Annotated in this window: 12 protein-coding genes and 2 tRNA genes; 12 read left to right on the forward strand and 2 right to left on the reverse strand. The window is 69.9% G+C overall.

Going from position 1 to position 12,958, the window contains the following annotated elements; genetic code table 11:
- Positions 1 to 100 precede the first annotated feature (100 nt).
- The 10 genes from ACHBTE_RS13730 (at position 101) to ACHBTE_RS13775 (ending at position 5,411) form a co-directional block, all read left to right on the forward strand.
- On the forward strand, positions 101 to 262 hold the full coding sequence (locus ACHBTE_RS13730) for a hypothetical protein (RefSeq protein WP_394724038.1): 162 nt from the start codon (positions 101 to 103) through the stop codon (positions 260 to 262).
- Positions 263 to 393: 131 nt separating this feature from the next.
- Positions 394 to 558 carry a hypothetical protein gene (locus ACHBTE_RS13735; protein ID WP_394724039.1) on the forward strand — a complete coding sequence of 55 codons (165 nt, stop codon included), beginning with the start codon at positions 394 to 396 and terminating at the stop codon, positions 556 to 558.
- Between the two features lie 79 nt (positions 559 to 637).
- Positions 638 to 1,276, forward strand: coding sequence for a nicotinate-nucleotide adenylyltransferase (gene nadD / locus ACHBTE_RS13740; protein ID WP_394724040.1), 639 nt, complete (start codon positions 638 to 640; stop codon positions 1,274 to 1,276).
- Positions 1,277 to 1,301: 25 nt separating this feature from the next.
- A complete protein-coding gene (locus ACHBTE_RS13745; RefSeq protein ID WP_394724041.1) occupies positions 1,302 to 3,014 on the forward strand; it encodes an LCP family protein in 1,713 nt (570 codons plus the stop codon).
- 147 nt (positions 3,015 to 3,161) lie between these two features.
- Positions 3,162 to 3,608, forward strand: a complete 447-nt coding sequence (gene rsfS / locus ACHBTE_RS13750) for a ribosome silencing factor (protein WP_394724042.1) — start codon at positions 3,162 to 3,164, stop codon at positions 3,606 to 3,608.
- A complete protein-coding gene (locus ACHBTE_RS13755) occupies positions 3,599 to 4,270 on the forward strand; it encodes a histidine phosphatase family protein (protein WP_394724043.1) in 672 nt (223 codons plus the stop codon). The genes rsfS and ACHBTE_RS13755 overlap by 10 nt, the downstream gene beginning before the upstream one ends.
- A gap of 104 nt (positions 4,271 to 4,374) precedes the next feature.
- A tRNA-Ala gene (locus ACHBTE_RS13760) sits at positions 4,375 to 4,447 on the forward strand.
- A gap of 325 nt (positions 4,448 to 4,772) precedes the next feature.
- Positions 4,773 to 4,946 (forward strand): hypothetical protein, encoded by a 174-nt coding sequence (locus ACHBTE_RS13765; RefSeq protein WP_394724044.1) that lies wholly within the window; start codon positions 4,773 to 4,775, stop codon positions 4,944 to 4,946.
- A gap of 3 nt (positions 4,947 to 4,949) precedes the next feature.
- Positions 4,950 to 5,183, forward strand: a complete 234-nt coding sequence (locus ACHBTE_RS13770; protein WP_003976229.1) for a hypothetical protein — start codon at positions 4,950 to 4,952, stop codon at positions 5,181 to 5,183.
- A 155-nt stretch (positions 5,184 to 5,338) separates the two neighbouring features.
- A tRNA-Ala gene (locus ACHBTE_RS13775) sits at positions 5,339 to 5,411 on the forward strand.
- A 134-nt stretch (positions 5,412 to 5,545) separates the two neighbouring features.
- On the opposite strand, the gene ACHBTE_RS13780 is transcribed toward ACHBTE_RS13775, so the two are convergent.
- Entirely contained in the window at positions 5,546 to 7,162 is a 1,617-nt protein-coding gene (locus ACHBTE_RS13780; protein ID WP_394724045.1) for an NADH-ubiquinone oxidoreductase-F iron-sulfur binding region domain-containing protein, read from the reverse strand.
- Entirely contained in the window at positions 7,159 to 8,382 is a 1,224-nt protein-coding gene (locus tag ACHBTE_RS13785; RefSeq protein ID WP_394724174.1) for a cytochrome b/b6 domain-containing protein, read from the reverse strand. The genes ACHBTE_RS13780 and ACHBTE_RS13785 overlap by 4 nt, the downstream gene beginning before the upstream one ends.
- A gap of 613 nt (positions 8,383 to 8,995) precedes the next feature.
- On the opposite strand from ACHBTE_RS13785, the gene leuS reads away from it, so the two are divergent.
- Together leuS and ACHBTE_RS13795 are read left to right on the forward strand one after the other, a co-directional pair.
- A complete protein-coding gene (leuS, locus tag ACHBTE_RS13790) occupies positions 8,996 to 11,878 on the forward strand; it encodes a leucine--tRNA ligase (RefSeq protein ID WP_394724046.1) in 2,883 nt (960 codons plus the stop codon).
- Positions 11,879 to 12,121: 243 nt separating this feature from the next.
- Positions 12,122 to 12,934 carry a hypothetical protein gene (locus ACHBTE_RS13795; protein WP_394724047.1) on the forward strand — a complete coding sequence of 271 codons (813 nt, stop codon included), beginning with the start codon at positions 12,122 to 12,124 and terminating at the stop codon, positions 12,932 to 12,934.
- The last annotated feature ends 24 nt before the right edge of the window (positions 12,935 to 12,958 follow it).

Here is a 12,958-nt window from a genome sequence, read left to right on the forward strand (position 1 = left end):
CCTGTGCGGACCCTTGTGCGTCCCTTTGCGCCCCCCGAAGCCGAGCCCAGCCTAGGCGGAGTTACCGTGGACGGGCACTACAGCGAAGGAGTTGCGAACCATGGAGCACAGCCCCGCAGCCGCCTGGCTCGCCGAAGCCGCGAGCGCGGCCGAGCAGCAGGGGGCGGGGAGCCTGCTCCGGGTCGTGCTGATCGTGATGGTCGTGGGCTGTGTGCTGACCGCGTGGTTCCTGTTGCGGGGCTACAGGCGGAAGGACGAATGAGCCCCCGGGAAGGTTCCCCGCGGGCCGGCGGAGGTTCTCCAACGGTGGAGTCGGCGTGATCGCCGTCATGGCGCCCGCTTACCATGAGCCGACATCTTTATCCCGCCCACACCCGATAGGTCACGCCGAAGATGAGCTTCCACAGCGCAGCTGCCCAGTTGGTCACCCTCGCCGCCGAGGGCGAGGGGCACGGTGGCAACCACAACAGCATCAGCCCGTGGGTCACCGGGGGTGGCGCCTTCGTCATCCTCATGCTCCTGCTGTGGATCACCACCCGCTTCAACCGCGACCGCTGAGTCCCGACCGGCCCCCACCCGGTCCGTCCGGGAAGCGGGCGGCCGGGGCCCTCAGGCGGGGCCGGTAGGGTCTGCACGCATGGGAGAGCAGGACATGCCTACCGGCCCCGGAAACGGCCCGACGAACCCCGGCAAACGCCGCCTCGGCGTCATGGGCGGAACGTTCGACCCGATCCACCACGGCCACCTCGTCGCGGCCAGTGAGGTCGCCGCGCAGTTCCACCTCGACGAGGTCGTCTTCGTGCCGACCGGCCAGCCCTGGCAGAAGAGCCACCGGCACGTCTCCCCGGCCGAGGACCGCTATCTGATGACGGTCATCGCCACCGCCGAGAACCCGCAGTTCTCCGTCAGCCGCATCGACATCGACCGAGGCGGCCCGACGTACACGGTGGACACCCTGCGCGACCTGCGCGCGCTCAACCCGGACACCGATCTGTTCTTCATCACCGGTGCCGACGCCCTGGGTCAGATCCTGACCTGGCGGGACTCGGTGGAGCTGTTCTCCCTCGCGCACTTCATCGGGGTCACCCGGCCCGGCCACCACCTCGACGACGCCGGGCTACCGGAAGGCGGCGTGTCGTTGGTCGAGGTTCCCGCGCTGGCCATCTCGTCCACCGATTGCCGCGCGAGAGTCGCCAAGGGCGACCCCATCTGGTATCTGGTGCCGGACGGAGTCGTGCGCTACATCGACAAGCGCGAGCTGTACCGCGGCGAGTGAGGCGAGTGAGCCGAGAGGGGCGACGGTGAACGACCGATACGACGCGGGGTACGGGGCCGACCAGTACGAACTCGTCGGCTACGACGAGTACGGGCAGCCGGTGTACCGGCAGATCCCGCAACAGCAACAGCCGCCCCAGCAGCAGTACGACCCCTACGCACAGCAAGGCTACGGCTACGATCCGTACGCGACCGCCCGTCAGCATCAGGCTCCGCCGTACGACCCCTACGCGGCCGGCGACACCGGCCGGCAGCCGCAGACGCAGGCCTACGACGCGTACGGCACCGGCACACACCACGACCCGCAGCAGGGCGGCGCGCACTCACCGCCGTACGACCCCTATGGCCGTACCGCGGCCGGCGGTCAGCAGCACCGGGTCGCCGAGCAGACCGCCTACATCCCGCAGCAGGCCGGACCGGTCGAGGAACCGCAGGAGCAGGACCAGGACCGGGGCCGGGGCGAACGGGACTACCGCACCGAGCAGTTCGCCTTCGTCGAGGAGCCCGACCAGGACTCCGAGGACGTCATCGACTGGCTGAAGTTCACCGAGAACCGCACCGAGCGGCGCGAGGAGGCCCGGCGCCGGGCACGCGCGCGTGTGATCGCCCTCGTGGTCGTCCTGTCGCTCGTCGCGGTCGGCGGCGTCGGTTACCTCTGGTACGCCGGAAAGCTGCCCGGGCTGTCCTCGTCGGACGACAAGGCCGGCACCGGGACGCCCGTGAGCGCCCAGAAGCGGGACGTGATCGTCGTCCATCTGCACAACACCGGCAAGGGCGACACCTCCACGGCGCTGCTCGTCGACAACACCACCACCAAGCAGGGCACGACCGTCCTGCTGCCCAACTCGCTCGCCCTGACCGGCGACGACGGCGACCAGACCTCCCTGGCCAAGTCCGTCGACGACGACGGCTCCGCCGGGACGCGCGACGCGCTCGACACCGCGCTCGGCACCCGGATCCAGGGCACCTGGCGCCTGGACACCCCGTACCTCCAGAACCTCGTCGACCTCGTCGGCAACATCGAGGTCGACACGGACGTGAACGTCCCCGACCCGGAGGCCAAGTCCAAGGGCGCCGCGCCCCTCGTCCGCAAGGGCGAGGCCCGGACCCTCAGCGGCAAGACGGCCGTCGCCTACGCCACCTACCGCGCCGCGGGCGAGGCACAGAACGCCCAGCTGGCGCGGTTCGGGCAGGTCATGCAGGCCGTGCTGCGCAAGATGACCTCGGACGCCCAGGGCGCGACCGTCACCGTTCAGACGCTGGGCATGATCATCGAGCCCCCGCTCACCGACAAGGACCTCGGTGCCTTCCTGGCCAGGCTCGCCGACCTCGCCAAGGGCGGCGACTACAAGACGGCCATGCTGCCCGTCCAGGACGACGGCACCCTGAGCGCCCGGGCGAGCGCCGCCGTCGTCAAGGACGTGCTCGGCGGCACCGCAAAGAGCCCCGACAAGGACGCCGCCGTGCGGGTGTCCGTCCGCAACGCCAGCGGTGTGAAGGACAACACGGGCAAGGTCCGGGTGACGCTGCTCAACGGCGGCTTCACCTTCCTGGAGGGCGGCACCGCCGACACCGCGGCCACCTCCGAGGTCGTCTACGCCGACGCCGCCGACAAGGAGAACGCCACCGAGGTCGCCAAGACCCTCGGTCTGCCGGCCGGCGCCGTCACCAAGGGCGAGGTGTCCGGCAACGCGGACGTCACCGTCGTGGTCGGCCAGGACTACGCACCGTCGTCCTAGGTCGTCGCGGGGCAGGCGGGACTTTGCGGACACGGCCTGGCAGGCGAGATGCCCGGGGCGCCCCATGTGAGCCGATAATCACGTGGGGTGCTGTCGGCGGTCCGTGAGACCCTTGTTGTCAAGCAACCGCCGACCGAAAGCCTTGTGGTGACCGCAACCGACCGTTCCCTCGAGCTCGTCAACACCGCCGCCCAGGCAGCCGCCGACAAGCTCGCGCACGACATCATCGCTTACGACGTCAGCGACGTACTGTCGATCACGGATGCCTTCCTGCTGGCCTCCGCGCCCAATGACCGCCAGGTCAAGTCGATCGTCGACGAGATCGAGGAGCGGCTCCACAAGGAGCTCGGCGCCAAGCCGGTGCGCCGCGAGGGCGACCGCGAGGCCCGCTGGGTGCTGCTCGACTACGTCGACATCGTCGTGCACGTCCAGCACAGCGAGGAGCGTGTCTTCTACGCCCTGGAGCGGCTGTGGAAGGACTGCCCCGAGCTCGACCTCCCCGAGGACGCCAAGGCCACTCGTGGCAAGGCCGAGGAGCACGCCAAGCTCCGGGCCGAGGAGGATGCCGCCGAGACCGGCGGTGAGTGGCGGTGAGCGCCTTCAGCGAGGCCGCCAGGCCCGGTCGGGGCCGCCGCGTCATCCTGTGGCGGCACGGCCAGACCTCCTGGAACGTGGAGCGCCGCTTCCAGGGCAGCACCGACGTGGCCCTCACCGAGGCGGGCCTCGCCCAGGCCCGCCGCGCCGCCCGGCTGCTCGCGGGCCTCAAGCCCGACGCGATCATCGCCTCCGACCTCCAGCGCGCCGCCCACACGGCCGCCGAGCTCGCCGCGCTCACCGGCCTCGACGTGACCCACGACGAGGCCCTGCGCGAGACCTACGCGGGCGTCTGGCAGGGCCTGACGCACGACGAGATCATCGCCCGGCACGGCGAGGAGTACGCCGCCTGGAAGCGCGGTGAGCCGGTGCGTCGCGGCGGCGGCGAACTGGAGACCGAGGTCGCCGACCGCGCCGCCCCGGTGGTGCTCCGGCACACCGAGAAGCTGCCCGACGAAGGCACGCTCGTCGTCGTCAGCCACGGTGGCACCATCCGTACGACCATCGGCCGCCTCCTCGGCCTGGAGGCCCGGTACTGGGAGAGCCTCGGCGGGCTCTCCAACTGCTGCTGGTCCGTCCTGGGCGAGGGTGCCCGCGGCTGGCGGCTGCTGGAGCACAACGCCGGCACCCTGCCGGAGCCGGTGCTCGGCGACGACGACTGACCGGCGGGGATCCGTCCGGGGCCGCCAGGGACCCGGATTTCACTTTCCGGCAGGTCGCAGGCTAAAGTTCTTCTTGTTCGCCCCGTTGAGCGGGGAAGGAACGAGGGGCTATAGCTCAGTTGGTAGAGCGCCTGCATGGCATGCAGGAGGTCAGGAGTTCAATTCTCCTTAGCTCCACAGCGAGACAACAAGATCCCGCCGATCACTTCGATCGGCGGGATCTTCTGGTATCCACGGCGGGCGATCGGATCAACGGCCGGACGCGTACCTCCGGTTCGCGCGGCACCGCCCGCGTCGAACTGTTCGGGTTCGGCTTGAGCACTTCGGCCCCGTCAGGCGTATACCTCTCATGAGGCGCTTCGGGGTGCGTGTTCGGGCGGTCCGGGCGGCGGCGAGGGCTGCCGTGTCCGGACTGGTACTGAGGCGTCGCTGACCGTATTGGTCCGGCCGTGGCAGAATCAAACGGCCGGAAGGGGACGCGGCCCGACGGGAGGGAGTGGTGATGCCTGCGAGCATCCTCGAAGAGGTCGGTCACCTCTTCGAAGCAGCGTTGGCGCGGGACACGATCACCCGTCTCAGCTGCCCTTCCTGCGGATCCGCCCATGTCGCGCAGCTCCTCGGCGACAACGGCGGAATTTCCTACGTGTGCACGGCCTGCGGCCACAGCTGGAGCTGATCGATGGGTGCACACAGGCGAAAGTGCGACTGGTGCGGCAGCGGAACGCCGATCGTCCGGGACATGGAACCGGTGAACCCCGACTACCAGTACTGGTGTGAGGAATGCGCGCGGGCGCTGATCATAAAAGGCGATCCGATCGAGACCTACCGCGAACTCGAGGGTGAACCGATCTATGGTCGCCTGCTCGAAGAACACTGCACACTCAAGCGCTTCTATTCCTTCGTCACGGCTTGAGCGTGTCCGGCTCCCGCAGGGCGGCCGGCGGCAACTCGACGAGACAGAGGCCGACATCAGGCCCGTAGCGGGTCGGATCGGAAACGATTTGGTGCTGAGGCCCCGGCCCGGTAATGTTGGCGTCGCCGCCGGGGAAACCGGGCGGACCAAAGCAAGGGGCTATAGCTCAGTTGGTAGAGCGCCTGCATGGCATGCAGGAGGTCAGGAGTTCAATTCTCCTTAGCTCCACAGCAAGATCCCGCCGGATCGGACAGATCCGGCGGGATCTTTCGTTTGCCGTGAGCCGTAGCTCTGCGGCCCTGGCCCCAGCGGCCGTTGAAAGGGGCCGCCCGATGCCGGCCGGCCCCTTCACGCGCGCGTGCTCAGTTCCCGCGGCCCAGCGCGCGCCTGCCGCGGCCCTGGGAGAGGACCGGCAGGTTGTTGCGCGACGGGTCCTGCCCGCGGGTGTCCTCCTCCAGACGCAGCGCCAGGGCCGGGCAACGGCGCACCGCGCGCAGGGCCTTGGCCTCGGCGTAGCGCGGCACCATGGCCTGGGCGACCGTCGGGAAGCCGTCGGCGCCGAGCTGGAAGACCTCCGGGAGGATGTCCGCGCACAGGCCGTGCCCCCGGCACAGGGTCCAGTCGACGTGGATCTTCTGGCGGCTGGGGCCGTTCTCCTCCGTCTCGCCGCCCGGGATGCCCGTAGGGGCCCTGCCGCCCTCGAAGAGCGGCAGAACGCCCTCCACGGGCCGTCCGCAGCCATTGCCGAGGACATGGGCCGCGAGGTCGTCGGTGAAGGCCTTGATGGTCGACTCCAGGAACATCGCGGAGCCGTCCGGGTGCGAACAGGCGCCGCGCCGCTTGACGTTCTTGGCGACCTGCTTGAGCGCCTCCAGAGCGGCGGGGCCACCGCCGTTCAGGATGTCCTCCAGGCCGCGCGCGGCGGCCGGCAGGCCGAGGTAGCAGGGGCCGCACTGCCCCGCGCTCTCCTCGGCGAGCCACTGCGCCACCCGCAGCGACTCGCCCAGCGGGCAGGTCTCCTGAGTGATCGGCAGGATCGCGCCGGCGCCCAGCGAACCGCCCACGGCGTCCAGGGAGTTGCGCGAGACGATGGCCTCGTTGACGGTCGCCGCGTCGATCCACTTGCCGTGGTAGCCGCCGGTCAGCACGCCCTGCGGCACGGGCGGGGCGCCGGCGAGCTGAAGGACGTAGCGCAGCGGCACGCCCGTGGGGACCTCGATCACCATGGGGCGCGCGACCGCGCCGGACACCGTGAGCATGACGGTGCCCGGCTCGTCGTACAGGCCGGTGTTGCCGTAGCGCTCGGGGCCGATGCGGGCGGCGATGGCCAGCTGGGCGAACGTCTCGGCGTTGGACAGCAGGGTGGGTGCGCCGCCGACGCCGCTCTGCGAGGCGCTGATCTTGCGGCCGGGCGGGATCGCCGGACCGCCGTCGATGGAGCGGACCAGGGAGGCGGCGGCGCCGGTGACCATGCGCACCGGGTTGCGCTGCACGAACGCGCGTAGCGCGGACCGGCGGCTGTTGCTCAGACCGCGTTCGGCGAGGGCGGCCTCCATGGAGCGCTGGGTCGATTCCCGGGTGACCCCCACCACGAGCGTGCGGGCACCCAGGGCCTCGGCGCACAGCAGGGCGCCGTCCAGGATGAGATGCGGGGCACGGTTGATCATCACCGTGTCCTTGCGGCAGGCCGGTTCGTCCTCACTGCCGTTGACGACGACGACCGGCCGTACGCCCCGCTTGATCGCGGACTCGGCCACCGAGCGCAGCTTCTTGTGGAAGGGGAACCCCGCGCCGCCGCGGCCCTTCAGATTGATGTTCTCGGCGAGCTTGGCCAACTGCTCGCCGCCCATCGGTTCGAGCGGCCCGTGCACCTTCAGATGCATGGGCAGATCGAGTCTTTCCACAAGGTCGAAGCCCGACGTGAGCTGGGGAAGTCCGACCACACGGACTTCGGGTACGTCGGGCAGGGCCTCGTTCACTTAAAGCCTCCGGAAGGCGTGTTCCAAGGTTCGCCCGGACCCGGGGCGTCGAAGTCGTAGGACGCACCGGGCAGTGTTTCAGTGGCGGGACCGCTGTTGTTGTACGTGTCGTTCTGGTTGTACGTCCCGAAGACCGCGTTCGTCTCAGAGGTGTCGTACACATCACTCGAGCCGTAGCCCGAAGCGCCGCCATTGCCATAGACCGGGATGTTGTAGCCGGTGTCGTTGAGCGGGTCGTAGGAGGAGCGGGGTGCCTCGCCCACCGGCGGAGGGGACGGGATCGGCCAGCTGCCGGAGGTGCTGCTGTCGACGCGCGGCATGGCCTCCGTGGGCTGCATGTCCAGCGGCAGGTCCGTGCGGGAGGTCTGGCCGGTGTCGTACGGCTGCCGCGCGCGGGAGGAGCCGGAGACCGCGCGGTAGGCGGCGGCGAATCCGGACGCGGACTCCTGGGAGGGGGCCGGGGGGGCTTGGTAGAGGGGGTCGGCGGAGAACGAGGTCTGGGGCTGGGAGGCGGTCGGGTCGGGCTGCCTCGATCGCCTTCCTCGTCCCCTGCGGCCGGACGGCGCGGACTCCGACGACCGGGCCCGGCTCGCCTCCAGCTTCTCCCGGACCGCGGGCTCGCCGCCGCCGATGAGCTGCGCGATCTGGTCGGCGACCTTGCGCTTGAACGGGCGAGGTGCCGCGCGCAGGGCGAGGGCGGCGGCGACCGCGACGACGCACAGCTCGTAGGAGACCATGAAGAACGTCTTCGCGGGGCGGCCGGCGAACAGGCCGTGGATCAGTGCCGCGCACCAGGCCGGGTAGGCCAGCATGTGCATCGCTCGCCAGCGCGCCGCGACCGGCGCCGGGGACGCGAAGCGGTTGCGCAGCGCGCCGGTGATGCCGACGAAGATCATGAGCATCGCGGCCAGGGTGCCGAGGCCGATCAGGAAGGCGGTCCCGGTGAACTCGTCACCGCCGGTGATGAACAGCCCGAAGGGGATCACCGCGGCGATCCAGCTCACGTGCTCCAGTGCCAGCTTCGCGATGATGTGCACGAGGAGGAACGCGATCGAGGCGACCGCGGTGATCCGGTGAACGGCCTGCGCGATGATCCGCTGGCGGGTGTCGAGGATCATCCGGTCCTGGGCGACGAGCCCCCAGATCACGGAGCAGGTGAGGCAGACGAGGGACAGCACACCGGCGCCGAAGTTGAGGAACTCCAGGAACGCGTCGTCCATCGTGCTGTCGTTGGGATCCGTCGTCACGACAGACCTCCCGACAGCACGATGAGGGGTATGGACAGCAGAGTGTCAGCGACCGACGCCTCGCCGGCCGGGAGATCCGGCCCGGGAGGCGAGCTGAGGTGAGGACGAGGGTTCATGGGGGCGACTCCGAACGGTTCGGGAAAGCGGTCCCGCTGCCGCACTCTAAGTGGCTCCATACCGACGGGTACGGCGTTTGAGTTATTGCGTTGTTATCTAAGGGTCGAGTGGGGCACGCGATGCCCCTTAGTGACTGTTACGCCAGGTAATAGTTGAACTTGATTCAGCTTTTCGGTCTCTTCACAACTCTCAGGTACGGAATCAGGGGCGCCATTGTTCACGCGCGCCCCCGTCTCGAGCCCCGTCGCGCCCCGGGCCGGAAGTCCGTCGCGACCCGCTCCGGCGCTGCGGTACCCTGACGCCATGCGTGCCGTACGCCTTCTGCTTAGCGGGCCGCGCTGATCAGTCCCGACCACCGGGCGAATCGGATGGTCGGAATCGGCGCGGCGTCCCCTCCTGTGCGAGGGGATTTTTCGTTTCTCGGGAATCGCAGCCGCTGGCAGAGACGATCGATGGAGCTTTGAGGATCATGAGCGAGACGAACCCCGCTGCCACCGCCGAGGTGGTCGCGCCGCACCGCTACACGGCCGCCATGGCGGCCGACATCGAGGCACGCTGGCAGGACTTCTGGGACGCCGACGGCACCTACGCGGCGCCCAACCCCAAGGGCGACCTGGCGGGCGACCCGGAGCTGGTCGCCAAGCCCAAGAAGTTCATCATGGACATGTTCCCGTACCCCTCTGGTGCGGGTCTGCACGTCGGCCACCCCCTGGGGTACATCGCCACCGACGTCTTCGCGCGCTTCCAGCGCATGACCGGCCACAACGTCCTGCACACCCTGGGCTTCGACGCCTTCGGCCTGCCCGCCGAGCAGTACGCCGTGCAGACCGGCACACACCCGCGTGTGTCCACCGAGGCCAACATCGTGAACATGAAGGCCCAGCTGCGCCGGCTGGGCCTGGGCCACGACAAGCGACGGTCGTTCGCCACGATCGACCCGGACTACTACAAGTGGACCCAGTGGATCTTCCTGCAGATCTTCAACTCCTGGTACGACGACGAGGCGAAGAAGGCCCGTCCGATCTCCGAGCTGATCGCCCTGTTCGAGTCCGGCGAGCGTGCCGTACCGAGCGTTGACGGCTCCACGCGCGCGTGGAGCGAGCTGAACACCGCCGAGCGCGCCGACGTCCTGGGCGAGTACCGCCTGGCGTACGCCTCCGACGCGCCGGTCAACTGGTGCCCCGGCCTGGGCACCGTGCTGGCCAACGAGGAGGTCACCGCCGACGGCCGCTCCGAGCGCGGCAACTACCCGGTCTTCAAGGCCAAGCTGCGCCAGTGGAACATGCGCATCACCGCCTACGCCGACCGGCTGCTGGACGATCTGACCGAGCTGGACTGGCCCGAGGCCATCAAGCTGCAGCAGCGCAACTGGATCGGCCGCTCCGAGGGCGCCCGGGTCGACTTCCCGATCGACGGTGAGCGCATCACCGTCTTCACCACCCGCCCGGACACCCTGTTCGGCGCGAGCTACATGGTGCTGGCCCCCGAGCACCCGCTGGTCGAGAAGTTCACCCCGGACGCCTGGCCCGAGGGCACCCACGACGTCTGGACCGGCGGCCATGCGACCCCGGCCGAGGCCGTCGCCGCCTACCGTGCGCAGGCCGCCTCCAAGTCCGACGTCGAGCGCCAGGCCGAGGCCAAGGACAAGACCGGCGTCTTCATCGGCTCGTACGCGACCAACCCGGTCAACGGCGAGCAGGTCCCCGTCTTCATCGCCGACTACGTCCTGATGGGTTACGGCACCGGCGCGATCATGGCCGTCCCGGCGGGCGACCAGCGCGACTTCGAGTTCGCACGCGCCTTCGAGCTGCCGATCGTCTGCATCGTCGAGCCGACGGACGGGCGGGGCACGGACACCTCGACCTGGGAGGACGCCTTCGCGTCGTACGACGCGAAGATCATCAACTCCGCCAACGACGACATCTGTCTGGACGGTCTGGGCGTCGCCGAGGCCAAGGCGCGCATCACCGAATGGCTGGAGTCCAAGGGCATCGGCGAGGGCACCGTCAACTTCCGGCTGCGCGACTGGCTGTTCAGCCGCCAGCGCTACTGGGGCGAGCCCTTCCCGATCGTCTACGACGAGGACGGCATCGCCCATGCGCTGCCCGAGTCGATGCTGCCGCTGGAGCTGCCCGAGGTCGAGGACTACAGCCCGCGCACCTTCGACCCGGACGACGCCGACACCCAGCCCGAGACGCCGCTGTCGCGCAACGAGGACTGGGTCAACGTCACGCTGGACCTGGGCGACGGCCCGAAGCGGTACCGCCGCGAGACCAACACCATGCCCAACTGGGCCGGTTCCTGCTGGTACGAGCTGCGCTACCTGGACCCGCACAACAGCGAGCAGCTGGTCGACCTCGAGATCGAGCAGTACTGGATGGGCCCGCGCGAAGGTCAGCCGCACGGCGGCGTCGACCTGTACGTCGGCGGCGCCGAGCACGCCGTGCTGCACCTGCTGTACGCCCGCTTCTGGTCCAAGGTCCTGTTCGACCTGGGGTACGTCTCCTCCGCGGAGCCGTTCCACAAGCTGTTCAACCAGGGCATGATCCAGGCCTACGTCTACCGCGACAGCCGCGGCATCGCGGTGCCGGCCGCCGAGGTGGAGGAGCGCGACGGCGCCTACTGGTACCAGGGCGAGAAGGTCTCCCGGCTGCTGGGCAAGATGGGCAAGTCCCTGAAGAACGCGGTCACCCCGGACGAGATCTGCGCCGAGTACGGCGCCGACACGCTGCGCCTGTACGAGATGGCCATGGGCCCGCTGGACGTGTCCCGGCCGTGGGACACGCGCGCGGTGGTCGGCCAGTTCCGGCTGCTGCAGCGGCTGTGGCGCAACGTCGTCGACGAGACGACCGGCGAGGTCACGGTCGTCGACGCCGAGCCCGACGAGGACACGCTGCGAGCCCTGCACAAGGCGATCGACGGCGTGCGCGGGGACCTGGAGGGCATGCGGTTCAACACCGCCATCGCCAAGGTCACCGAGCTGAACAACCACCTGACCAAGACGGGCGGCTCGGTGCCGCGCTCGGTCGCCGAGTCCCTGGTGCTGATGGTGGCGCCGCTGGCCCCGCACATCGCCGAGGAGCTGTGGCGCAAGCTGGGGCACGAGGACTCGGTCGTCCACCGGGACTTCCCGGTCGCCGACCCGGCGTATGTCGTCGACGAGACGGTCACCTGCGTCGTACAGATCAAGGGCAAGGTCAAGGCCCGCCTGGAGGTCTCGCCGTCCATCTCCGAGGAGGAGCTGGAGAAGGTTGCGCTGTCCGACGAGAAGGTGGTCGCGGCGCTGGACGGGGCCGGGATCCGGAAGGTGATCGTTCGGGCGCCGAAGCTGGTGAACATCGTTCCGGCGTAGGTCTGCTCCGCGTAGGTCCGCTCCGCGTAGGTCTGCGGTCGCCGGGCCGGTGCCCGGCCGGGTCCGGGCCGGGTTCCGTGTCGCTGTCGGGCCGCAACCGGGCCGCGGTCAGTGGTGCCGACGGCTCGGGGTGATCCCCTACGGGCAGGTTCGGGGTTCTGCTGGAACTCCGGGCCTGCCCGTTGCGTTTACCGTTGAAGAGTGTCATGCGGCAGGTGCCGCGACCGGTCGGAGGAGGAGTTCGTGGACGCAGTGATCGCAGTAGTGGCCCTGCTCTTCGTGCTCTTCGTGGCGCTCGGCGCCTACGCCACGGTGAAGGTGGTCGGCGCCGCCAAGCGCCGCGTGGACGACACCATCACGCACGCCCGGCGGACGGTCGAGGACCACACCCTGCGCGCGAAGTCCTTCGCCCAGCCGGGCCCGGCCGGCGAGCTCGCCCAGCTGCGGCTGAAGCTGCGCACGTCGATGCGGGCCACCCAGGACGCGCTGCAAGCGGGCGCGGCCGAGGACGAGTCCCTGAAGGAGTCCCTCGACCTCTTCCAGCGCCTCAGCGCGCACGGGCACGAACTGGACGCCGAACTGCGGCGCCTGGAGTCCGAGCCCGACCGTACGACGCTCACCGGGCGGTTGCCCGAGTTGCGCGAGCGTACGAAACGGATCGTCGAGTCGGCGGACTCACTGCGCTGGGCGGCCCGTGACCGGGCCCGCCGCTTCGCCGAGGACGACCTGGACTCCCTCAGCGCGCAGATCGGCGTGGAGACCGGCGCCCTGCGGCACTGGGAGACGATCGAGCCCCCGGAGCCGAAGGCGGAGGCCTCCGCCCAGGCCACGGGGTCCTCCTCGGCGACACCGCCGCCGTCGGAACGGGCCTCCGCGGCGCCACCCCCGTGGCCGGAGGCCCCGGCCACCGGGACGGATGCGACGACCGAACAGTCCTGGCCGGAGACCCCCGGCACACAGCGGGCCGAGGAGCCGACAAGGCCCGCCATCGCCCCTTCCACGCCCCGCCCGACGTACCCCTGGCAGAAGAAGGCCCGCCCCGAGAGCACGACTTGAGCCCGCGTCGCCCGCTCTGATCCA

The organism is Streptomyces sp. M41 (assembly GCF_043673425.1).
Lineage (GTDB): Bacteria > Actinomycetota > Actinomycetes > Streptomycetales > Streptomycetaceae > Streptomyces.

Coding starts and splice junctions, on each gene's coding strand:
- ACHBTE_RS13770 (WP_003976229.1), top strand. CDS start 4,950: ATGGGTGCACACAGGCGAAAGTGCGACTGGTGCGGCAGCGGAACGCCG.
- ACHBTE_RS13785 (WP_394724174.1), bottom strand. CDS start 8,382: ATGGACGACGCGTTCCTGGAGTTCCTCAACTTCGGCGCCGGTGTGCTG.
- nadD (WP_394724040.1), top strand. CDS start 638: ATGGGAGAGCAGGACATGCCTACCGGCCCCGGAAACGGCCCGACGAAC.
- ACHBTE_RS13765 (WP_394724044.1), top strand. CDS start 4,773: ATGCCTGCGAGCATCCTCGAAGAGGTCGGTCACCTCTTCGAAGCAGCG.
- ACHBTE_RS13735 (WP_394724039.1), top strand. CDS start 394: ATGAGCTTCCACAGCGCAGCTGCCCAGTTGGTCACCCTCGCCGCCGAG.
- ACHBTE_RS13730 (WP_394724038.1), top strand. CDS start 101: ATGGAGCACAGCCCCGCAGCCGCCTGGCTCGCCGAAGCCGCGAGCGCG.
- leuS (WP_394724046.1), top strand. CDS start 8,996: ATGAGCGAGACGAACCCCGCTGCCACCGCCGAGGTGGTCGCGCCGCAC.